Origin of the sequence: Streptomyces sp. NPDC056734 (assembly GCF_042790455.1) — a bacterium.
Taxonomy (GTDB): Bacteria; Actinomycetota; Actinomycetes; order Streptomycetales; family Streptomycetaceae; genus Streptomyces.
The window spans coordinates 50,645-72,620 of record NZ_JBHTZD010000004.1 but is presented as its reverse complement, the minus strand read 5'-3'; the positions used below and the strand labels follow the sequence as shown (position 1 = coordinate 72,620).

The window sequence follows — 21,976 nt, the reverse complement described above, 5'->3', positions numbered from 1 at the left end:
CCCGCCCCGTCGACATGAACGACATCGTCGGCACCCACGACATCCTCCTCGTCACCCTCGACACCCTGCGCTACGACGTGGCACAGGAGTTGGCCGAGGCGGGCCGGCTGCCGAACCTGGCCCGGCATCTGCCCGGTGGCGCCTGGGAGCGCCGACACGCCCCCGGCAGCTTCACCTACGCCTCCCACCAGGCGATGTTCGCCGGTTTCCTGCCGACCCCGGCCGCACCCGGCCCGCATCCACGCCTCTTCGCCGCGCGTTTCGCGGGCAGCGAGACCACGGCGGACGGCACCTATGTGTACGACACGCCCGACCTGGTCACCGGTCTGGCCGCCGCGGACTACCGCACGGTCTGTATCGGCGGCGTCGGCTTCTTCAACAACCAGGGCCCGCTGGGCTCGGTGCTGCCCGGGATGTTCCAGGAGAGCCACTGGGAGCCGGAGTTCGGGGTGACCTCACCCACGTCGTTCGAGTCGCAGGTGACCCGCGCGGAGAGCGCGATCGCACAACTGCCGCCCGAGCAACGCCTGTTCCTCTTCGTCAACGTGTCGGCCCTGCACCAGCCCAACTGGTTCCATCTCCCCGGCGCCACCCGCGAGACGGGCGACACGCGGGCCACCCATGCCGCGGCGCTCACCTATGTGGATCACCACATGGGACGGCTCCTGTCAGCCACCTCCCGCCGAGGTCGCCCGTGCTTCGCCATCGTCTGCTCCGACCATGGCACGGCGTACGGCGAGGACGGCTTCACCGGTCACCGCATCGGCCATGACGTCGTATGGACCGTTCCCTATGCCCACTTCTTCGTCGACGAGGCCCGATGACGCTCACCGAAGCAACGCCCACCCCCGCCCCCGAAGCCACCGACATCCGCCCGTACCAGCAGTACGTCTACGCGTACCCGCACAAGACCGCGTACCGCCCGCTGCCCCGCGAGCGCGCCCGCCTGCGCGAGCTGTGGGCGAACGAGCCGAAGGACGCCCTCTCCCTCTACTTCCACATCCCGTTCTGCGAGGTCCGGTGCGGCTTCTGCAACCTGTTCACCCGCATCGGGGCGCCGGGCGAGCTGACGACGGCGTACCTGGACGCCCTGGAGCGCCAGGCGACCGCCGTGCGTGAGGCGCTGGGCGAGGGGGCGCGGTTCGCGGGCGCGGCGTTCGGGGGCGGCACCCCGACGTTCCTGGAGGCGGCGGAGCTGGAGCGGCTGTGCGATCTGGCGGAGCGCGGCCTGGGCGCCAGTCTCACCGCGATCCCGCTCTCGGTGGAGGCGTCGCCGGCCACGGCGACCGCCGACCGGCTGTCCGTGCTGGCCGACCGTGGCACCACGCGGCTGAGCCTGGGCGTGCAGAGCTTCGTCGACGCGGAGGCTCGCACGGCCGTACGCCCGCAGCGGCGCGCGGATGTCGAGGCGGCCCTCGCCCGGATCCGCGACGCGGCGATACCTGTCCTGAACATCGACCTGATCTACGGCATCGACGGCCAGACGGAGCGGTCCTGGACCCAATCCCTGGAAGCGGCGCTCGCCTGGCGGCCGGAGGAGCTGTACCTCTACCCCTTGTACGTCCGCCCGCTGACGGGTCTCGGCCGCCACCACGACGGGACATCGGGCGAGGCGGCCTGGGACGCGCAGCGCCTGCGCCTGTACCGCCACGGCCGCGACCATCTCCTGGCCGCCGGCTACGAGCAGGTGTCGATGCGGATGTTCCGCCGCGCGGACGCCCCGATGACGGGCGGCGAGGACTACGCGTGCCAGACCGACGGCATGGTGGGCCTGGGCTGCGGCGCCCGCTCGTACACCTCCACGCTGCACTACTCCTTCGACTACGCGGTCGACATGCACCGCATCCGGGGGATCATCGACGCTTACACGACCCGCACCACCACCGACTTCACCTACGCCGACTACGGCTGGGAGATGACCGCCCTGGAGGCGAAACGCCGCCACCTGCTGCAATCGCTGCTCCAGGCGGAGGGCATGGACATCGCGGCCTATCGCACACAGTTCGCGGGCACGCCGGGTGATGACTTCGCCGCCGAGCTGGACCGCTTCCACGACCGGGGCTGGCTGGACGACTCCGCGGGCCCGGACCTGCTGCGGCTCTCCCCGCAGGGCCTGGCCCACTCCGACGCGCTGGGTCCCGAGCTGTTCTCCCCCGCCGTACGCGCCCGTATGGCCGCGTACGAGCCGAAGTGAGGCGACCGCCATGGACCTGACCCTCCTCTACCGGGGCCCACTGGCGTCGTGCGACTACGACTGCCCGTACTGCCCTTTCGCCAAGCGCCGCGACAGCCGCGCCCAGCTGACCGCGGACCGCACGGCGCTGGAACGGTTCGCCACCTGGGCGTCGGCCCAGCACGAAGACCGCCTCTCACTCCTGTTCACCCCGTGGGGCGAGGGCCTGGTCCGCTCCTGGTACCGCCGCACCCTCACCGAACTGAGCAGACTGCCCCACATCAACCGGGTGGCGATCCAGACCAACCTCAGCTGCCGCACGGACTGGCTGGCCGACGCCGACCTCGACACCCTCGCCCTGTGGTGCACCTTCCACCCCGGCCAGACTCCCTACGACCGCTTCCTCACCAAATGCCATGACCTGGCCGCCCTCGGGGTCCGTCACAGCGTGGGCGTGGTCGGCCTCCCCGACCACCTGGACCAGGCCCGCCGCCTGCGCACCGACCTCCCACCCCACATCTACCTGTGGATCAACGCCGCCGAGGGCCACACCTACACCGACACGGAGGCGTCCGACTGGACCGCCCTGGACCCCCTGTTCCCCTACAGCCGCCACCCGCACCCCAGCGCGGGCCTGCCCTGCCGCACGGGCGAGTCCGTCATCTCGGTCGACGGCGAGGGCACGGTCCGCCGCTGCCACTTCGTCCCCTCCACCCTGGGCAACCTCTACGACAACTCCTACCGCGACGCCCTGCGCACCCGCCCCTGCCCCCTCACCACCTGCGACTGCCACATCGGCTACGTCCACCTGGAAACCCTGCCCCTGTACGACGTGTTCGCGGGCGGGGTTCTGGAACGGATGCCGGCGAGGTGGGGGGCTGGATAACCCGGCACATACGACGAGGGCCCCGACCGTACGGTCGGGGCCCTGGTGCTGGTGTCCGAGGGGGGACTTGAACCCCCACGCCCGTTAAAGGGCACTAGCACCTCAAGCTAGCGCGTCTGCCATTCCGCCACCCGGACAAGGTGTCCGCCGCTTGGTGCGGGGGTGTTCCCCGCAGCGACGCGGACAACCATACCAAGGTTTCGGAGCGGCTCTCACCTGCGTTTTCCGTCGCCCGGACAGCCCTGCGGGGCAGGGGTGCCCGGGTGGCGGAAGCTGAACGGAGGGTGATTGTTCGGCTACTTGGCGCTATGGCATCAGGTGGTACTCCGTGAAATTGCCCGGCTGCCGTTCCCCCTCCGGTCCGTGGGTCACGGCGTGCACCAGGAGTTCGCCGCCGACGAACGCGCCGCGCCAGGACGCGCCGAAGCCGCCGAAGAGTTCGTCGCGGTCGCCGCGGGAGCGGGGCTTGCCGTGGCCGACCTTGAAGGCGCGGATCTGCGGGGCGAGGCGCTCGTAGGTCGCGCGGTCGTCGGTGGACAGGGTGGCGACCAGGGCGCCGTTGGACGCGTTCATGGCGGCCAGCAGCTCCGCCTCGGTGTCCACCAGGACGATGGTGTCGACCGGGCCGAAGGGCTCGGCGTGGTGGAGGGGGGAGGAGGGCGGGGGATTCAGGAGGGTGACGGGCTGGACGTAGGCCGAGGTGTCCTGGCCGGGCAGGAGGCGGGCGTCGGACAACTGTCCGCGGTGCAGCGGGACGGCGCCCCGGTCGACGGCCTCGGCGACCTGGTCGGTCAGCTCCTTGGCCTTGGCCGCGTTGATCAGCGGCCCGAAGTCCAGGTCGGGGTAGGGGTCGTCGGGGTGGGCGACGGCGAGCGGGTGGCCGACCTTGAGGGTGCGGACCGCCGGGAGGTAGGCCGCGAGGAAGGCGTCGAACTGCTCACGCTGGACGACGAAGCGCGGGTACGCCGTGCAGCGCTGCTTGCCGTAGTCGAAGAGCTTGGGGACGACGGCGGTGAGCGCGTCCCAGTCCGAGTGGTTCCAGATGCCCCAGGTGTTGAGTCCCTCCTGTTCGAGGATGTGCCGTTTGCCCAGGTCGGCGACGGCGGTGGCGACGGCGGCGCCGGTGTCCCGGCCGCCGACGAAGGAGACACAGCCGATCTCGGGCGCCCGCACCAGCGCCTCCGACAGCTCGCCTCCGCTGCCGCTGACGAGGGTGACGGGAATGCCCTCGCGGGCGGCGAGCGCGGCGGCCAGGGTGAGACAGGCGACGCCGCCGTCGGTCGGGGTTTTGGCGATGACCGCATTGCCTGCCAGTGATTGGACCAGCAATGCGTGAACGAGCACGCTCATCGGATAGTTCCAGCTCGCGATGTTGGAGACCGGTCCGTCCAGCGGGGTCCGGCCTTCCACCATGGACTCGATGCCGTCGACGTACCAGCGCACTCCGTCGATGGCCCGGTCCACGTCCGCCGTCGCGAGCCGCCAGGGCTTGCCGATCTCCCAGACCAGCAGCAGGGCGAGCAGGTCGCGGTGGGCGGCGAGGGCGTCGAGGGTGGCGGCGACGCGGGCGCGGCGTTCGGCGAGCGGGACGTGGCGCCAGGCGCGGTGCTGGTCGAGCGCCGCGCGGACGGCCTGCCGGGCGGTGGTGCCGTCCAGGCGGGGCGGGCCGGCGATGGGGCTGCCGTCGACGGGGGTGGTGGCGGGCAGGGTGCGGCCGTCGGGCTGCCATCCGGCGTTCCAGAGGTTGAGCACGCGGTCGTCCCGGAATGCCTCGGGGGCGACGGTCAGACACCGCTGCCAGGCGTCCGACCAGGAGGTACCGGATTTCAGGGTGAGGGTGTTCGTGGGTGCCATCGTGGGCTCCGCTCTCGGTGCACAGTCGGGGCGGGAGGGGCGTGGCTGGTGGTCATGGTTACTCATGGCTGGTCGTGGCTGGTCGCCGGGCACGGCGCGCACCGCCGTGCCCGGAACGCCGTACGGCGGTGCCGTACGGGTGGGTACGGTGACTCCGCGCGGCGGTTTCCGCACGGCGGTTCCCCGCGGTGGTTCCGTACGGCGGTTCCGTACGGTGACTCCGCCGCGGTGACTCCGCGCGGTGGTCGCACGGTCACCACGCGGAGGTCACGGAGGTCGCACAGGTCACGCAGGGGGCCGCCGGCCGGGCGTGGGGCCGGCGGGGCCCTCATCGGCTCTCATCCAGTGTGGTCGTCCAGCGCGGCCACCACCAGGCGTGCGGTCTCGGTCGGGGTGCTGCCGACGCGTACGCCGACCGCTTCCAGGGCTTCCTGCTTGGCCTTGGCGGTGCCGGAGGAGCCGGAGACGATGGCGCCGGCGTGGCCCATCGTCTTGCCCTCGGGCGCGGTGAATCCGGCGATGTAGCCGACGACGGGCTTGGTGACGTGCTCGCGGATGAAGGCGGCGGCCCGTTCCTCGGCGTCGCCGCCGATCTCGCCGATGAGGACGATCAGTTCGGTGTCGGGGTCGTCCTGGAAGGCGGCGAGGCAGTCGATGTGGGTGGTGCCGATGACGGGGTCGCCGCCGATGCCGACACAGGTGGAGAAGCCGATGTCGCGCAGTTCGTACATGAGCTGGTAGGTGAGGGTGCCGGACTTGGAGACCAGGCCGATGCGGCCCGGCTTGGTGATGTCGGCGGGGATGATGCCGGCGTTGGCCTGGCCGGGGGTGATCAGGCCGGGGCAGTTGGGGCCGATGATCCGGGTGCCGCGGTGCTTGGCGTACGCGGTGAAGGCGACCGAGTCATGGACGGGGATGCCCTCGGTGATGACGACGGCGAGGCCGATGCCGGCGTCGGCGGCCTCGGTGACGGCGGCCTTGGCGAAGGCGGGCGGCACGAAGACGACGGTGACGTCGGCGCCGGTGGCCTCGATGCCCTCGTGGACCGTGCCGAAGACGGGCACCGCGCGGTCGTCGAAGTCGATGCTGCGGCCGGCCTTGCGCGGGTTGACGCCGCCGACGACATTGGTGCCCGCGGCGAGCATCCGCCGGGTGTGCTTCATGCCCTCGCCGCCGGTCATGCCCTGGACGAGGACCTTGCTCTCCTTGGTCAGGTAGATGGCCATGTCCCGGCTCCTCAGGATGCGTGGGCGAGTTCGGCGGCGGTGCGGGCGGCGTCGTCCATGGTGGCCGACTGGCGCACCAACGGGTGCGCGTGCTCGTCGAGGATGGCGCGGCCCCGTGCGGCGTTGTTGCCGTCGAGGCGGACGACGAGGGGTTTGGTGAGCTTGATGGTGTCCAGTGCCTGCACGATGCCGTCGGCGACGGCGTCGCAGGCGGTGATGCCGCCGAAGACGTTGACGAAGACGGACTTGACGTCGGGGTCGGAGAGGATGACGGACAGCCCGTCCGCCATGATCTGCGCGGAGGCGCCACCGCCGATGTCGAGGAAGTTGGCGGGCCGGGCGCCGCAGCCCGCGACCACGTCGAGGGTGGACATGACCAGTCCGGCGCCGTTGCCGATGATGCCGACCTCGCCGTCGAGCTTGACGTAGTTCAGCCCGCGCTCGGCGGCCACCGCCTCCAGCGGGTCGTCGTGCTCGGCGGACTCGGCGCCCCAGCGGGCCTGCCGGAAGCCCGCGTTGTCGTCGAGGGTGACCTTGCCGTCGAGGGCGAGGATCTGCCCCTGTGCGGTGCGGACCAGCGGGTTCACCTCGACGAGCAGCGCGTCCTCGCGGATCAGCACCTCCCACAGCCGTACGAGTACGTCGACGGTCTGCGGCGGCAGTTTGGCGGCCTCGGCGATCTCGCCGGCCTTGGCGGAGGTGACTCCGGTGGCCGGGTCGATCGGAATGCGGGCCACCGCTTCCGGCCGAGTTGCGGCGACCTCCTCGATGTCCATGCCTCCCTCGGCGGAGGCGATGGCGAGGAAGCGGCCCGCCGCGCGGTCGAGGACGTAGGAAACGTAGTACTCCTTCTCGATGTCCACGGGCTGGGCCAGCATCACCTTGCCGACGGTGTGGCCCTTGATGTCCATGCCGAGGATCTGCCGGGCGGTCAGCTCCGCGGCGGCCGGGTCGGCGGCCAGCTTGACCCCGCCCGCCTTACCGCGGCCACCCGTCTTGACCTGGGCCTTCACCACAACCCGGCCGCCTAGACGGCGGGCGATCTCACGGGCTTCCTTGACCGAGTCGGTGACCTCGGCCCGCGGCACCAAGATGCCGTGCTCCTCGAAGAGTTCCCTTGCCTGGTGTTCGTACAGGTCCATCTCGGCTCCTGACTGAAAGTGTCGCACGCCCCCTGGACACCACCCACCGGATGCGGGATAACAAGCTTCATACAGTATTCGTCGACTGTATGCAATGTACCGCGAGACCGCTCCAACCCCCTACGAAGGGACAGGACTTCGCCATGCCTGACGACAGCCGCGACCAGAACGAGCAGCTCATCTCGGGTGGGCACCTCGTCGCCAAGGCCCTCAAGGCGGAGGGTGTGGAGGTCATCTACACCCTGTGCGGCGGGCACATCATCGACATCTACGACGGCTGCGTCGACGAAGGCATCGAAGTCGTCGACGTCCGCCACGAGCAGGTCGCCGCGCACGCCGCGGACGGCTATGCCCGGATCACCGGCAAGCCCGGCTGTGCGGTGGTCACCGCGGGACCGGGCACCACCGACGCCGTCACCGGAGTCGCCAACGCCTTCCGCGCCGAGTCACCGATGCTGCTGATCGGCGGCCAGGGCGCACTCACCCAGCACAAGATGGGGTCCCTCCAGGACCTGCCGCACGTCGACATGATGAACCCGATCACCAAGTTCGCGGCGACCGTGCCCGACACGGCCCGCGCGGCGGACATGGTGTCCATGGCATTTCGGGAGTGCTACCACGGCGCACCCGGGCCCTCCTTCCTGGAGATCCCGCGCGACGTGCTCGACGCCAAGGTGCCGGTGTCCAAGGCACGGGTGCCGCAGACCGGCGCCTACCGGGCCTCGACCCGCTCGGCCGGAGACCCCGAGGCCATCGAGAAGCTGGCCGACCTGCTCGTACACGCCGAGAAGCCGGCCATCCTGCTCGGCAGCCAGGTGTGGACCACCCGGGGCACCGAATCGGCCATCGAACTGGTCCGCAGCCTGAACATCCCCGCCTACATGAACGGCGCCGGCCGCGGCACCCTGCCGCCCGGCGACCCGCACCACTTCCAGCTCTCGCGCCGCTACGCCTTCTCCAACGCCGATGTCATCGTGATCGTCGGCACGCCCTTCGACTTCCGCATGGGCTACGGCAAGCGGCTCTCCGCGAACGCCACCGTGGTGCAGATCGACCTCGACTACCGCACCGTCGGCAAGAACCGCGACATCGACCTCGGCATCGTCGGCGACGCCGGCCTGGTGCTGAAGTCCGTCACCGAGGCCGCCACCGGGCGGGTCAACGGCGGCGCCTCCAAGCGCAAGGAATGGCTGGACGAACTGCGCGCCGCCGAGCAGACCGCACTGGAGAAGCGGCTGCCGAGCCTCAAGTCCGACTCCTCCCCCATCCACCCCTACCGCCTGGTCAGCGAGATCAACGACTTCCTCACCGAGGACTCGATCTACATCGGCGACGGCGGCGACATCGTCACCTTCTCCGGGCAGGTCGTCCAGCCGAAGTCGCCGGGCCACTGGATGGACCCCGGCCCGCTCGGCACCCTCGGCGTCGGCATCCCGTTCGTGCTCGCCGCCAAGAAGGCCCGGCCCGACAAGGAGGTCGTCGCGCTCTTCGGCGACGGCGCGTTCTCCCTGACCGGGTGGGACTTCGAGACCCTCGTCCGCTACAACCTCCCCTTCGTCGGGATCGTCGGCAACAACTCCTCAATGAACCAGATCCGCTACGGCCAGGCCGCCAAGTACGGCATTGAGCGCGAGCGGGTCGGCAACACCCTCGGCGACGTCCACTACGACAAGTTCGCCCAGATGCTGGGCGGCTACGGCGAGGAGGTCCGCGACCCCGCCGACATCGGCCCGGCACTGCGCCGCGCCCGTGAGTCGGGCAAGCCGTCGCTCATCAACGTCTGGGTCGACCCGGACGCGTACGCCCCCGGGACCATGAACCAGACCATGTACAAGTGAGGTGATCCGGTGACCGCCAAGGCACTCGAAGGCGTCCGCGTCCTGGACATGACCCACGTCCAGTCCGGGCCCTCCGCGACCCAGCTGCTCGCCTGGCTCGGCGCGGACGTCGTCAAACTGGAGGCGCCGTCCGGCGACATCACGCGCAAGCAGCTGCGTGATCTGCCCGACGTCGACTCGCTCTACTTCACGATGCTCAACAGCAACAAGCGCAGCATCACCCTGAACACCAAGACCGAACGCGGCAAGGAGATCCTCACCGAGCTGATCCGGCGCTCCGACGTCATGGTCGAGAACTTCGGGCCGGGCGCGGTCGACCGCATGGGGTTCAACTGGGACCGCATCCAGGAGATCAATCCGCGGATCGTCTATGCCTCCATCAAAGGGTTCGGCGACGGCCCGTACACCAACTTCAAGGCGTACGAGGTCGTCGCGCAGGCCATGGGCGGGTCGATGTCGACCACCGGCTTCGAGGACGGACCGCCGCTGGCGACGGGGGCCCAGATCGGGGACTCGGGCACCGGTGTGCACGCCGTGGCGGGCATCCTGGCGGCGCTCTACCAGCGCGAGCACACCGGGCGCGGGCAGCGGGTGAACGTGGCCATGCAGCACGCTGTGCTCAACCTCTGCCGGGTGAAGCTGCGCGATCAGCAGCGCCTGGCCCACGGTCCGCTCCGTGAATACCCCAACGAGGACTTCGGCGACGAGGTTCCCCGCTCGGGCAACGCGTCCGGCGGCGGCCAGCCCGGCTGGGCGGTCAAGTGCTCGCCGGGCGGACCGAACGACTGGGTGTATGTGATCGTGCAGCCGGTCGGCTGGCAGCCGATCACCGAGCTGATCGGGCGGCCCGAGCTGGCCGACGACCCCGAGTGGGCGACACCCGAGGCCCGGCTGCCCCAGCTCGGCAAGATGTTCCAGCTGATCGAGGAGTGGACCTCGACGCTCCCCAAGTGGGAGGTGCTGGAGAAGCTCAACGCGCGCAACGTGCCGTGCGGGCCGATCCTGTCCACCCGGGAGATCATCGAGGACTCCTCGCTGGCCGCCAACGAGATGGTGGTCCGCGTCCCGCACCCGGAGCGCGGCGAGTACATCACCGTAGGCAGCCCGCTGAAGCTGTCCGACTCCCCCGTCGACGTGATCAGTTCGCCGCTGCTGGGCGAGCACAACGCCGATGTCTACGTCGGCGAACTGGGCCTCGGTGACGAGGAACTGCGCCTGCTCAAGTCGAACGGAGTGATCTGACGTGATGGCGGAAGACCGGGTGCTGAGGGTGCGTACGCTCCTCGACGCGGTGCGGGCCGAAGGGCGGACCGCGCTGACGGCACCCGAGGGCAAGGTGATCGCCGATGCCTACGCGATCGCCGTACCGGGCGAGGAACTGGCGACGGATGTCGACGAGGCCGTGGCGTTCGCCGCGCGGTTCGGCGCGCCGGTCGTCATGAAGATCGTCTCGCCGGACATCCTGCACAAGACCGACGCCGGCGGGGTGATCGTCGGTGTGGAGGGCGCGGCCGATGTGCGGGCCGCGTTCCACAAGATCATCGACAACGCGCGTGCCTATGACGCCGCCGCCCGGATCGAGGGCGTGCAGGTGCAGGAGCTGCTGCCCAAGGGGCAGGAGGTGATCGTCGGGGCGGTGACCGACCCGACGTTCGGCAAGGTCGTGGCGTTCGGCCTGGGCGGGGTCCTGGTGGAGGTCCTCAAGGACGTCACCTTCCGGCTCGCCCCGGTGGACGCCGACGAGGCACTGTCGATGCTGGACTCCATCCGCGCGGCGGAGATCCTGCGCGGGGTGCGCGGTGCGCCCGCGGTGGACCGGTGGGCGATCGCCGAGCAGATCCGCCGGGTCTCCGAGCTGGTCTCGGACTTCCCGGAGATCGCCGAGGTGGACCTCAACCCGGTGATCGCCACCCCGGACGGGGCGGTCGCGGCGGACATCCGCATCATCCTGGCCGAGTCACAGCCCAAACAGCGCCGCCGGTACACGCGCGAGGAGATCCTCACCTCGATGCGCCGCCTCATGCAGCCGTCCTCGGTGGCGGTCATCGGCGCGTCGAACGAACAGGGCAAGATCGGCAACTCGGTCATGCGCAACCTGGTCGACGGAGGTTTCGCCGGCGAGATCCACCCGGTGAACCCCAAGTCCGATGACATTCTCGGCCGCAAGGCGTACAAGAGTGTCACGGACGTTCCCGGTGAGGTGGATGTGGCCGTGTTCGCCATCCCGGCCAAGTTCGTGGCCGCGGCGCTGGAGGAGGTGGGCCGCAAGAAGATCCCCAACGCGGTGCTGATCCCCTCCGGGTTCGCCGAGACCGGCGAGCATGAACTCCAGGACGAGATCGTGGCCATCGCCGAGCGGCACGGCGTCCGGCTGCTGGGCCCGAACATCTATGGCTATTACTCGACGTGGCAGGACCTGTGCGCCACGTTCTGCACGCCGTACGACGTCAAGGGCGGGGTCGCGCTGACCTCGCAGTCGGGCGGCATCGGGATGGCCATCCTGGGCTTCGCGCGGACCACCAAGACCGGCGTGTCGGCGATCGTGGGCCTGGGCAACAAGTCGGACCTGGACGAGGACGACCTGCTGACCTGGTTCGGTGAGGACCCGCACACCGAGTGCATCGCGATGCACCTGGAGGACCTCAAGGACGGCCGGGCGTTCGTGCAGGCCGCGCGGGAGACGGTGCCCAAGAAGCCGGTCGTGGTGCTCAAGGCGGGCCGTACCGCCGCGGGCGCCAAGGCGGCCGGCTCGCACACCGGCGCCCTCGCGGGCGACGACGCCGTGTACGACGACATCCTCCGGCAGGCGGGTGTCATCAGGGCGCCGGGCCTGAACGACATGCTGGAGTACGCGCGCGCGTTGCCGGTGCTTCCGGCGCCCAAGGGCGACAACATCGTGATCATCACCGGGGCGGGCGGCAGCGGTGTGCTGCTCTCCGACGCGGTGACCGACAACGGTCTGTCCCTGATGGAGATCCCGGACGACCTGGACGCCGCCTTCCGTGAGTTCATCCCGCCCTTCGGGGCCGCGGGCAACCCGGTGGACATCACCGGGGGCGAGCCGCCGTCGACGTACGAGGCGACGATCCGGCTCGGTCTGGAGGATCCGCGCATCCATGCGCTGGTCCTCGGCTACTGGCACACCATCGTCACGCCTCCCATGGTCTTCGCGGAGCTGACCGCGCGCGTGGTGGCCGAGTTCCGGGAGCGCGGCATAGAGAAGCCCGTAGTGGCGTCGCTGGCCGGCGATGTCGAGGTCGAGGAGGCGTGCCAGTACCTCTTCGAGCACGGTGTCGTGGCGTATCCGTACACGACCGAGCGGCCGGTGGCCGTACTGGGCGCCAAGTACCGCTGGGCGCGTGCGGCGGGCCTGTTGGGGGGCGGTTCATGAGCTGAGGGCGCGGGGGCCGGCCGGCGGTGCGCCGTCGGCCGGCCCCGGGACCCGCGCGCGCACGAAAGCACGAAAGGCATGGACAGGGGGCGCTGGCCAGAACTTTCGAGGCAAGGGGTGCGAGTAATTGTGACTACCACCGACGTTCCAGGGGTCGCCTCGTTCCGTGAGGTGACCGACAAGAACGGACGCGTTTACCGCGTCGGCGAATCCGACATCGACGTCATGGGCCGCAAGCGCAAGTGGATGGTGATCCTGCCGTGGATCGGCATGATGGGCATCTCCTCCGCCGAGTACGCGTTCGCGTCCGCCGAGGACACGCTGCACATCGCGCACAGCTGGAACAGTCTGCACATCTTCTGGATGATGACTGTCTGGATCTTCTTCCAGGCAGCGGTGGCGTTCCCCGCGGGGAAGCTGCGTGAGAGCGGAAAACTGCCGGCCCGCTGGGCGATGATGCTCGGCGCGCTCGGCACCGGGCTGGGTTATCTGTCTCTGGCCTTCGCGCCACATGTGATCGTCGCCTATATCGGCTTCGGCATGTTCAGCGGTATGGGCGCGGGCATGGTGTACGCCACCTGCGTCAACATGGTCGGCAAGTGGTATCCGGAGCGCAAGGGCGGCAAGACCGGCTTCGTCAACGGCGGTTTCGCCTACGGTTCGGTGCCCTTCGTGTTCCTGTTCACCGGCTACATGGATATCACCAACTTCCGCTGGGTACTGGTCGCGGTCGGTGTCTTCCTCGCCGGTGTCGTCGCCTTCGCCGGTTACTTCTTCCGGGACCCGCCGAAGAACTGGTGGCCGGCCGAGATCGACCCGCTGAACCCGCCGAAGGACCCGCGTGCGGCCCGCTCGATGCGGATGAACCCGCCGGCGGTCCACCAGTACTCCCCCAAGGAGGCGTGGAAGACGGGCCGGGTGGCCCTGATGTGGGTGTGTCTGGCCTGCACGTCCGGCGTGAACATCTTCGGTATCGCCTTCCAGGTGGACATCGGGGAGGAAGCCGGGTTCGCGGGCGGCATCGTGGCCACGGCGATGTCCCTGAAGGCGATCGTCAACGGCACCGGCCGCGGTGTCATCGGCTGGCTGTCCGACCTGTACGGCCGCAAGCGCTGCCTGCTGGTCGTCTGCGTCATCCTGGGGCTCTCGCAGTACGGGATCCTCTGGTCGGCCGAGCTGAAGAACCTTCCGCTGTTCCTGCTCTTCTCCTCCATCTCCGGCTTCGGCGGCGGCGCCATCTTCCCGATGTTCGCCGCGCTCACCGCGGACTACTTCGGTGAGAACAACAACGCGTCCAACTACGGCATGGTCTACAGCGCCAAGCTGGTCTCCGGTCTCGGCGCGGGCATGGGCGCCGTGGTCGTCGCCGCCTGGGGCCACTCCGGTGCCTTCATCCTGGCGGGCTCCATCTCGCTGTTCGCCGGCTGCATGGCCCTGTTCCTCAAGCCACCGGGACGCGACAACGACAAGCGCATCACTCCCAACCCACAACCGCTCGGCGAGGAAACCGCGTGACATGACGGCAGATCCGTACGCACCAAAGAACAGCACGTCAGCACAGTCCGACGCCGCACACCGTCCCTACCGCGAGGTGACCGACGCGCGCGGGCGTGTCTTCCGCATCGGGGAGACCGACCGCGACATCCTCGGCCACTCCCGCAAGATCATGGTGTACCTGCCGTGGCTCGCCATGATGGCCATCAGTGTCTTCGAGTACGCCTACGGCTCGGCCGAGGACACCCTGTCCCACGCCCACGGCTGGAGTCAGAGCGACACCTTCTGGATCCTCAGTGTCTGGGTGTTCTTCCAGGCCGGCATCGCCTTCCCCGCGGGCTGGCTGCGGGAGAAGGGGATCCTGACGGCCCGCCGGGCCATGTACATCGGTTCCGGCATGTGTCTGCTCGGCTTCCTCGCCCTGTCCCACCTGAGCAATGTCCTCCTGGCGATCCTCGGCTTCGGCGTCGTCGGCGGGATCGGAGCCGGCCTGATCTACGCGACCTGCATCAACATGGTCGGCAAATGGTTCCCCGAACGACGCGGCGCCCGCACCGGCTTCGTCAACGGTGGATTCGCGTACGGATCACTGCCGTTCATCTTCATCTTCAACTACGGATTCGACACCGCGAACTACCACCGCGTCCTGGACCTGATCGGCCTGTACATCATGATCGTGGTCGTGGGATGCGCGTTCTTCTTCAAGGACCCGCCGAAGAACTGGTGGCCCGCGGACATCGACCCGCTCACCCAGGCGGGCGATACGAAGAACGCGGTCGCGCTCGCCAAGAACCCCCCGGCGACGCGCCAGTACAGGCCCATGGAGGCGATCCGCACCGGGATGCTGCCCCTGATGTGGATCTCGATCGTGCTGACGGCAGGAGTGTCGATCTTCGGGATCTCCTTCCAGGTCAGCTTCGCCAAGGAGGTCGGCTTCGGCCCCTTGGTGGCGGCCTCGTCGATGGGTGTCATGGCGGTCATCAACGGTGTCGGCCGGGGCGTGGTGGGCTGGCTGTCCGACCGGTGGGGCCGCAAGTCCACCCTGGTCTTCGTGGTCGTCGTGCTGGGCCTGGCCCAGTTCGGCGTGATCTGGGCCGGGCATCTCAAGAGCGAGTGGCTGTTCCTGGTCTTCGCCTTCCTGTCCGGCTTCGGCGGCGGCGCGTTCTATCCGCTCTTCGCGGCGCTGACCCCGGACTACTTCGGCGAGAACTACAACGCGACCAACTACGGCCTGGTCTACAGCGGCAAACTGATCAGCGGCCTGTTCGGCGGCGGCCTCGGTTCCATGGCCGTGGCCGCGTGGGGCTACTACGGCGCCTACGCGCTGGCCGGCGGTCTCTCGATGGTCGCCGCGGCCATCGCGCTGCTGCTGCGGCAGCCGGGGGCGGGCGTGTCCGGTGGCCGGGCCGCGCCGACCCGGCCACATCCCCAGCCGGCGGGCTGAGCCGACCATCCCCGCCGGTCCATGAAGGAGGCCCTCCCCAGCCACTGGGGAGGGCCTCCTCGCGCGCGTGGGCTACGGTGCCGGAGGCCGCCGTCCGTCCGGCGCAGCCGTCAGCCGCGGTGCCTGACCGGGGGCGGTCAGCTCTTCTCGCGCAGCGAGTGCAGGTGCTCGCTGGAGCGGCGGGCGAAGCGCAGGGAGTCGCCCGGGTTGTCGTGCTCGGCCTGCCAGTGGTGGTAGAGGCGCTGGCCGCGCAGCCGGGTGACCGCGGAGATGAACTTCTGGTAGTCGATGTCGCCGTCTCCGACATCGGTCATCCGGTAGCCGTAGGCGGTCGCCGGGTCGTACTCGCCGTCCTTGACGTGGAACAGCGGGTAGCGGTCGGGCTGCTTGAGGACGTAGCGCACCGGGTCGAAGGGGGCCGCGGTGCCGTCGGGCCGCTTGGAGAAGCGGTGCTGGCCGACGAACGCCCAGTAGATGTCCATCTCCAGGTAGACGAGGTCGGGGTCGGTCTCGGCGAGCAGGACGTCGTAGAGGCGGACCTTGGGGTTGTCACTGGCGAAGGAGAATTCCTCGGAGTGGTTGTGCTGGTAGAACTTCATGCCCCGCTTGCGGGCCGCGGCGCCGTAGGTGTTGAACTCCTCGGCGGCGCGCTTCCAGGCGTCGACGGTGTTGCCGTAGCGGAACGGCCCGGAGGCGGTGCCTATGTGCTTGAGGCCGAGGGCCTGGGCGTCGTCGAGGACCTTGGTGAGGTTCTGCGCGAAGGTGTAGGCGTTGGGGTCGCTGGAGTAGTAGCCGACGTGGCTGCCGATCGGGTTCAGGCCGTGGTCGCGGGCGAGTCGCTTGAGCTGGGCGAGGGTGATCGGGCCCGCCGAGCCCTGGCCGTAGCCGGCCAGCTCGATCTCGTCGTAGCCGTACTCCTCCAGCTCGGCGAAGACGGGCGCGAAGCCGAGCGTGGAGATCTTGTCGCGGAGGCTGTAGAGCTGGATGCCGAGCCGGCCGGGGGGCAGGACGGGGCGGCCCCGGCCGCCGCGCCGGTCGGCGGCGTCGGTGGCGGCCTGCGCGGGGGCGGCGGCACCCACCAGGGCGGCGGCGGTGGCGCCCGCGGCGACGCCGAGCATGCCTCGTCTGCTGAGGCGGTGGGACAGTTCGGGGTCGTTCGCCTTGCTGGTGCGAGGCGTGCGGCTCATGGGAACTCCTTGTGATCGCAGGGCGTTGTCAGTGGTGAGTGCTTCACTGATGTCAGTGCTTCACCGATGGCCACCCGGTCAGTGACAACCGAGTGGCCGGTGATGACCGGATGGCCGGTGACCAGGTGGTTCGGTGATGAACAGTGGAGACTTCACTGAGGGATGGTCGGATCGCCGGGTCCGACGGGCCGGCCGAGGCCGGCGAGATGGAGCAGGAGTGACTTGACATCGGTGGCCGCTACGCGGTCTCCGACAGCGCGGGGGGTGGAGCAGATGATGAGCGGACCGTCGTCGTCGCTCAAGGGAAGGCGGCCGTGGCTGCCGCGAATAGGTGAGGGATCCAGCGGCACGACCGCCATGCGGTAGCGCATGCCCAGCTTCTTGCGGGCCAGCGCGGTCGCCGCCTTGACCTTGACATAGGGGTCGAGGGGATCCATGAACAGCTCGACCGGGTCGTAGCCGGGTTTGCGGTGGATCTCGACGAGCTGCGCGAAGTCGGGCGCGCGGTCGTCGTCGAGCCAGTAGTAGTACGTGAACCAGGCGTCCGGCTCCGCCACGGCGACGAGTTCACCGGCGCGCGGATGGTCCAGCCCATGGGTCTTCTTGCCCTCGTCATCGAGGAGTTGCTCGATGCCGGGCAGATCGGCGAGCGCGGCGCGGGTGGCTTCGAGGTCCTCGGGGCGGCGGACGTAGACATGGGCGATCTGGTGGTCGGCGACCGCGAAGGCGCGGGAGGCCATCGGGTCGAGGTACTCCATGCCGTCCTGGGTGTGCACCTCCAGCAGTCCGGCCCGGCGCAGCGCGCGGTTGATGTCGACGGGCCGGCTGACCGGGGTGATGCCGTACTCGGAGAGGGCGACGACGGTCCGGCCCTCGGCGCGGGCGTCGTCCAGCAGCGGGGCCAGGGCCGCGTCCAGGTCGGTGGCGGCCTTCAGGGAGCGCGGGTCGTCGGGGCCGTAGCGCTGGAGGTCGTAGTCGAGATGCGGGAGGTAACACAGCGTCAGATCAGGGTGACGGGTACGCATGATGTGGCGGGTGGCGTCGATGATCCACTGGCTGGAGACCAGATCGGCGCCGGGGCCCCAGAAATGGAAGAGGGGGAAGGTGCCGAGTTTCTCGGTGAGTTCGTCGTGCAGAGCGGGCGGGCGGGTGTAGCAGTCGGGTTCTTTGCGGCCGTCGGCGTAGTAGACGGGACGGGGGGTGACGGTGATGTCGGTGTCCGCGCCCATGGCGTACCACCAGCAGATATTGGCGACCGTGTAGCCGGGGTGGGCGCGGCGGGCGGCGTCCCAGAGCTTGTCGCCGCTGACCAGGCCGTTGTGCTGGCGCCACAGCAGGACGTCGCCGAGTTCGCGGAAGTACCAGCCGTTGCCGACGATGCCGTGTTCGCAGGGCATGGTGCCGGTGAGGAAGGTCGACTGGGCGGCGCAGGTGACGGCGGGCAGGACGGTGCCGAGCGGGGCGCGGGAGCCGGATCGGCCGAGGGCTTGGAGGTGGGGCATGTGGTCGAGCAGACGGGGGGTGAGGCCGACGACGTCCAGGACCAGGAGCGGGGTCGGGGTGGTGTCCTCGGTGGGTGCCGGGGGTGCCGGGGATGGCGGGGTCACGGCAGCTCCTTGAGGCCGAGGTCGGTCAGCAGGTCGCGGGCGAGGGTGAGTTCGGCGGCGATGCCGTCGGCGAGCTGGTTGCGGGCGCGGGGCCGCAGCTCGGGCGGGAGGGCCTGCCAGGTGTAGGTCTCGACCTCCAGGTGGCGGGTGAGCGGGACGGGGCCGCCGACCAGCCGGGTCAGGGTGGTGCGCAGGACGGGGAGCGTGGAGGTGAGGGGCGCCGCGGGGGCGGCGTGCAGGGGGACATGGAAGTGGGAGCGCCAGGGGGAGGCGTCGGGGAGGTGGTCGCCGGCGAGGGCTTCGCCGAGGTCGTCGGTGCCGCGCAGGCCGGCGGCGGTGGCGGTGCGGGTCTGGTGCAGGAAGCGGGGTTCGTCGAAGGCGGCGAGGGCCTCGCGGACCTCGGGGAGGTGGGGTTGTTCGGCGTGCAGGGCGGCCGAGAGCTGGGTTTTGACGACGGGGACGCCGTGTGCGGTGAGGGCGTCCAGGGCGGTGTGCGGATCTTCGAAGGAGGTGGCGAGATGGCAGGTGTCGACGCAGATGCCGATGCGGGGGTGGCCGATCCCGGTGAGCGGGGCGAGGGCGTCGGCGGTGGTCTCCACGACACAGCCGGGTTCCGGTTCCAGGCCGATGCGCAGGGAGCGGCCGGTGAGTTCTTCGAGCGCGTCGAGGCGTTCGGCGAGGGTGCGCAGGGCGGCCAGGGAGGCGTCGAGGCGTTCGGGTCCTGCGGCGGTGCGCCAGGCGAGGGGCAGGGTGGAGATGGTGCCCTCGGTGACGTCGTCGGGCAGCAGTCCGGCGAGGAGCCGGGCCAGGGCGGTGGTGTGCTCCAGGCGCTCGGGGTCGGCCCAGTCGGGCTTGTAGACGCGGTACTTGACCTCGTCGGCGCCGAAGCCCTCGTAGGGGAAGCCGTTGAGGGTGACGACCTCAAGGCCGCGCTGGTCGAGTTCGGTGCGCAGGGTGCGCAGGGCCGACGGGTCGGCGACCAGGGTGGCGGTGGCGTCCTTGGCGAGCCACAGGCCGATGCCGAGGCGGTCGCGGCCGAGGCGGCGGCGGACGGGTTCGCAGTGGTCGCGGAGCTGGGCGAGGACGCCGTCGAAGGTCTCGGCGGGGTGGACGTTGGTGCAGTAGGCGAGGTGGACGGTGGAGCCGTCGGGGTGGCGGAAGCGCATCGCTCACTCCCCGCCGCGCAGGATGGAGTTGCCCTCATGGGTGGGGTCGGTGATGGCGACATCGAGGTTCAGCCGCCCGCTGAGCCCGTAGAAGGCGACGGGGTTGCGCCACAGCACCCGGTCGACGTCGTCGTCGGAGAAGCCCTCGGCCAGCATCAGGTCGGCGACCTTGCGGGTCTTCAGGGGGTCGCTGCGGCCCCAGTCGGCGGCGGAGTTGATCAGCACCTGCTCGGGTCCGTAGGCGCGGAGCAGGGCGACCGTGCGCTGTTCGTCCATCTTGGTGTCGGGATAGACGGAGAAGCCGAGCCAGCAGCCGCTGTCCTTGGCCTCCTTGACGGTGGTTTCGTTGAGGTGGTCGATCAGGACGCGGTCCAGGGGCAGCGCGGATTCGCGGACCACGTCGATGGTGCGGCGCAGCCCGGCGAGCTTGTCGCGGTGCGGGGTGTGCACCATGGCGGGCAGTTCGTGGTCGGCGGCGAGCTGGAGCTGGGCGGCGAACGCGGTGTCCTCGGCCGGGGTCATGGAGTCGTAGCCGATCTCGCCGACGGCGACGACCTGGTCCTTGACGAGATAGCGGGGCAGTTCGTCGAGGACGGGGACGCAGCGGGGGTCGTTGGCCTCCTTGGGGTTGAGGGCGATCGTGCAGTGGTGGGCGATGCCGTACTGGGCGGCGCGGAAGGGTTCCCAGCCGAGCAGGGCGTCGAAGTAGTCGAGGAAGGAGGTGGGCGAGGTGCGGGGCTGGCCGAGCCAGAAGGCGGGTTCGACGACGGCGCGGACGCCGGCCGCGTACATGGCCTCGTAGTCGTTCGTGGTCCTGGAGGTCATGTGGATGTGGGGGTCGAAGATGCGCATCAGGACTCCTTGCCGTGGGGGCCGGCCGGGCTCGCCGGGGGTGCGGTCTCGGTCAGGGCCAGGACGCGGTACAGGTCCTCGGGGACGTCACGGCCTGCGGCGGTGCGCTCGGCGGCGTAGTCGGCGAGCATCCGGGCGAGTTCGCTGTCGCCGCCGGCCCGGCGGGCGAGGTCCGCCACCTCGGTGACGGACACGCCGGTGAACAGGCACTTCAGGACGGCGTGGCGCCAGGCGTGGGGGGTGAGATGGCGGGCGCCGTAGGGGCCGAGGGCGGCGGCGACGAGGGTGGTGTCATTGGCGCGCAGCGCGTCCTCGATCAGTGGCAGGGCCTCCGGGCCGGGCACGAGGTGGGTGAGGGCGTGCAGCACGGCGCGGCGTTCGGCGCCGGTGCCCTGGGAGTAGACCCGGTCGAGGGCGGTGGCGTCGGCGCGGGCGGCGTGCAGGATCAGCACGCGGGCGGCGTCGGCGTGGTCGGGGCCGCAGCGGCGGCCGGCCTCGGCGAGTCTCAGCTCCCATGCGGAGATCGGGCCGTGCGAGCCGGGGTGGTCGGCGGCCTCTTGCAGGGCGCGTTCCAGCCAGGAGCCGGCGTCCGGGGTGAGCGAGGCGGTGAGGCGGGTGCGCAGTTCGCCCAGGGGGAGGCCGGTGGGCTTCAGGTCCACGCTGCTGCGGTGATTCATCTGGGGCTCCCTTGTGGGGACGGCGCGGCTTGGCGCAGGAAGGGGAGGGAGAGTTCGGCGAAGTGCGGGCCCGCGTGGGAGTGGCGGGGCAGTTCGACGACGGTCAGTCCCCGGTAGCCGGTGGCGGCGAGGGCGGCGAGGACCTCGGGGAAGTCGATCTCGCCCTCGCCCAGCGGGAGGTGTTCGTGCACACCGCGGCACATGTCCTCGATCTGGACGTGCCGCAGCCAGGGCGCGGCGGCGCGGACGCAGTCGGTGGGCGGGAGCGGCTCCAGGCACTGGCAGTGGCCGATGTCCAGGGTGAGGCCGAGGTGCTCGGGGTCGCCGAGGTCGCGGCGCAGCCGGTGGAAGTCGGCGAGGGTGGCGAGGAGATGGCCGGGTTCGGGTTCGACGGCGAGGGGGATGCCGGCGGTGGCGGCGGCGTCCAGGACGGGGGTGAGGGAGTCGGCGAGACGTTTCCAGGCGGTGTCGGGGTCGGTGCCGGCCGGGGGGACGCCGCTGAAGCAGTGCACGGCGTGGGCGCCGAGGTCGGCGGCGATCCGTACCGCCCGCAGCAGCAGGTCCACCCGGCGGGCGCGGTCCTCGGGGTCCGGGTCGAGCAGCGTGGGGCCGTGCTTGCGGCGCGGGTCGAGCACATAGCGGGCGCCGGTTTCGACGGTGACCTCCAGCCCCAGCTCGTCCAGCAGCCTCGCCGTCCGGCCGGTGCGGGTGGCGATGTCCGGGGCGAACGGGTCGAGATGCATGTGGTCGAGCGTCAGTCCGACGCCGTCGTAGCCGAGATCGGCGAGCAGGTGCAGGGCGTCGTCCAGCCGGAGGTCGGCGAGCCCGTTGGTGCCGTAGCCGAAACGGAGGGGGTGGGGTGGGGTGGGGGTGGCCTGCGAGGCGGGGGCGTGCGGCTTGGGACCGGGTGGTCGTGTGCCGCGCGAGGGGGAGGCGTGCGACTCCGGGCGGGGTGGCTGCGTGCGCGGCGACCGGGGGCGGTGAGGCTCGGGCTCCGGGGACTGCGCGCCGCGCGAGGGGGAGGCTTGCGACTCCGGGC

Annotated in this window: 17 protein-coding genes and 1 tRNA gene; 8 read left to right on the top strand and 10 right to left on the bottom strand. The window is 70.3% G+C overall.

Going from position 1 to position 21,976, the window contains the following annotated elements; genetic code table 11:
* Positions 1 to 14: 14 nt before the first annotated feature.
* From ACFRFC_RS06750 to ACFRFC_RS06740, 3 genes are read left to right on the top strand one after another with little or no spacing between them, the layout of a single operon-like run.
* Positions 15 to 824 carry an STM4013/SEN3800 family hydrolase gene (locus tag ACFRFC_RS06750; protein ID WP_382687020.1) on the top strand — a complete coding sequence of 270 codons (810 nt, stop codon included), beginning with the start codon at positions 15 to 17 and terminating at the stop codon, positions 822 to 824.
* Positions 821 to 2,194, top strand: coding sequence for an STM4012 family radical SAM protein (locus ACFRFC_RS06745; protein WP_382686851.1), 1,374 nt, complete (start codon positions 821 to 823; stop codon positions 2,192 to 2,194). Before ACFRFC_RS06750 ends, ACFRFC_RS06745 begins: the two co-directional genes overlap by 4 nt.
* Before the next feature lie 10 nt (positions 2,195 to 2,204).
* Complete coding sequence (locus ACFRFC_RS06740) at positions 2,205 to 3,059, top strand: STM4011 family radical SAM protein (RefSeq protein WP_382686854.1); 855 nt, start codon at positions 2,205 to 2,207, stop codon at positions 3,057 to 3,059.
* Between the two features lie 49 nt (positions 3,060 to 3,108).
* Here the strand turns inward: ACFRFC_RS06740 and ACFRFC_RS06735 are convergent.
* The 4 genes from ACFRFC_RS06735 to sucC form a co-directional block, all read right to left on the bottom strand.
* Positions 3,109 to 3,196: transfer RNA gene (locus ACFRFC_RS06735), tRNA-Leu, on the bottom strand.
* Between the two features lie 169 nt (positions 3,197 to 3,365).
* A complete protein-coding gene (locus ACFRFC_RS06730) occupies positions 3,366 to 4,913 on the bottom strand; it encodes an aldehyde dehydrogenase family protein (RefSeq protein ID WP_382686857.1) in 1,548 nt (515 codons plus the stop codon).
* A 338-nt stretch (positions 4,914 to 5,251) separates the two neighbouring features.
* Positions 5,252 to 6,139, bottom strand: coding sequence for a succinate--CoA ligase subunit alpha (sucD, locus tag ACFRFC_RS06725; protein ID WP_382686860.1), 888 nt, complete (start codon positions 6,137 to 6,139; stop codon positions 5,252 to 5,254).
* A gap of 11 nt (positions 6,140 to 6,150) precedes the next feature.
* Complete coding sequence (sucC, locus tag ACFRFC_RS06720) at positions 6,151 to 7,281, bottom strand: ADP-forming succinate--CoA ligase subunit beta (protein ID WP_382686863.1); 1,131 nt, start codon at positions 7,279 to 7,281, stop codon at positions 6,151 to 6,153.
* A gap of 143 nt (positions 7,282 to 7,424) precedes the next feature.
* Here sucC and ACFRFC_RS06715 point away from each other — a divergent pair, with 143 nt between their 5' ends.
* The 5 genes from ACFRFC_RS06715 (at position 7,425) to ACFRFC_RS06695 (ending at position 15,448) form a co-directional block, all read left to right on the top strand.
* Entirely contained in the window at positions 7,425 to 9,119 is a 1,695-nt protein-coding gene (locus ACFRFC_RS06715) for a thiamine pyrophosphate-binding protein (RefSeq protein ID WP_382686865.1), read from the top strand.
* A 9-nt stretch (positions 9,120 to 9,128) separates the two neighbouring features.
* Complete coding sequence (frc, locus tag ACFRFC_RS06710; RefSeq protein WP_382686868.1) at positions 9,129 to 10,361, top strand: formyl-CoA transferase; 1,233 nt, start codon at positions 9,129 to 9,131, stop codon at positions 10,359 to 10,361.
* Positions 10,362 to 10,365: 4 nt separating this feature from the next.
* Positions 10,366 to 12,510, top strand: coding sequence for an acetate--CoA ligase family protein (locus tag ACFRFC_RS06705; RefSeq protein WP_382687022.1), 2,145 nt, complete (start codon positions 10,366 to 10,368; stop codon positions 12,508 to 12,510).
* 129 nt (positions 12,511 to 12,639) lie between these two features.
* Positions 12,640 to 14,025 (top strand): OFA family MFS transporter, encoded by a 1,386-nt coding sequence (locus ACFRFC_RS06700; RefSeq protein WP_382686871.1) that lies wholly within the window; start codon positions 12,640 to 12,642, stop codon positions 14,023 to 14,025.
* A 1-nt stretch (position 14,026) separates the two neighbouring features.
* On the top strand, positions 14,027 to 15,448 hold the full coding sequence (locus ACFRFC_RS06695; protein WP_382686874.1) for an OFA family MFS transporter: 1,422 nt from the start codon (positions 14,027 to 14,029) through the stop codon (positions 15,446 to 15,448).
* 137 nt (positions 15,449 to 15,585) lie between these two features.
* Here the strand turns inward: ACFRFC_RS06695 and ACFRFC_RS06690 are convergent, their stop codons facing one another.
* From ACFRFC_RS06690 to ACFRFC_RS06665, 6 genes are all read right to left on the bottom strand, one after another.
* Positions 15,586 to 16,635, bottom strand: coding sequence for a sugar phosphate isomerase/epimerase family protein (locus ACFRFC_RS06690; RefSeq protein WP_382686877.1), 1,050 nt, complete (start codon positions 16,633 to 16,635; stop codon positions 15,586 to 15,588).
* 152 nt (positions 16,636 to 16,787) lie between these two features.
* On the bottom strand, positions 16,788 to 18,242 hold the full coding sequence (locus ACFRFC_RS06685) for an alkaline phosphatase family protein (protein ID WP_382686880.1): 1,455 nt from the start codon (positions 18,240 to 18,242) through the stop codon (positions 16,788 to 16,790).
* Positions 18,239 to 19,408, bottom strand: coding sequence for a metabolite traffic protein EboE (gene eboE, locus ACFRFC_RS06680; protein ID WP_382686883.1), 1,170 nt, complete (start codon positions 19,406 to 19,408; stop codon positions 18,239 to 18,241). Before eboE ends, ACFRFC_RS06685 begins: the two co-directional genes overlap by 4 nt.
* Positions 19,409 to 19,411: 3 nt before the next feature.
* On the bottom strand, positions 19,412 to 20,260 hold the full coding sequence (locus ACFRFC_RS06675) for a TatD family hydrolase (protein WP_382686886.1): 849 nt from the start codon (positions 20,258 to 20,260) through the stop codon (positions 19,412 to 19,414).
* On the bottom strand, positions 20,260 to 20,937 hold the full coding sequence (locus ACFRFC_RS06670; protein ID WP_382686888.1) for an EboA domain-containing protein: 678 nt from the start codon (positions 20,935 to 20,937) through the stop codon (positions 20,260 to 20,262). Before ACFRFC_RS06670 ends, ACFRFC_RS06675 begins: the two co-directional genes overlap by 1 nt.
* The coding region (locus tag ACFRFC_RS06665) for a TIM barrel protein (RefSeq protein WP_383112593.1) at positions 20,934 to 21,976 on the bottom strand (1,043 nt) is incomplete at its 5' end. The genes ACFRFC_RS06670 and ACFRFC_RS06665, both read right to left, overlap by 4 nt.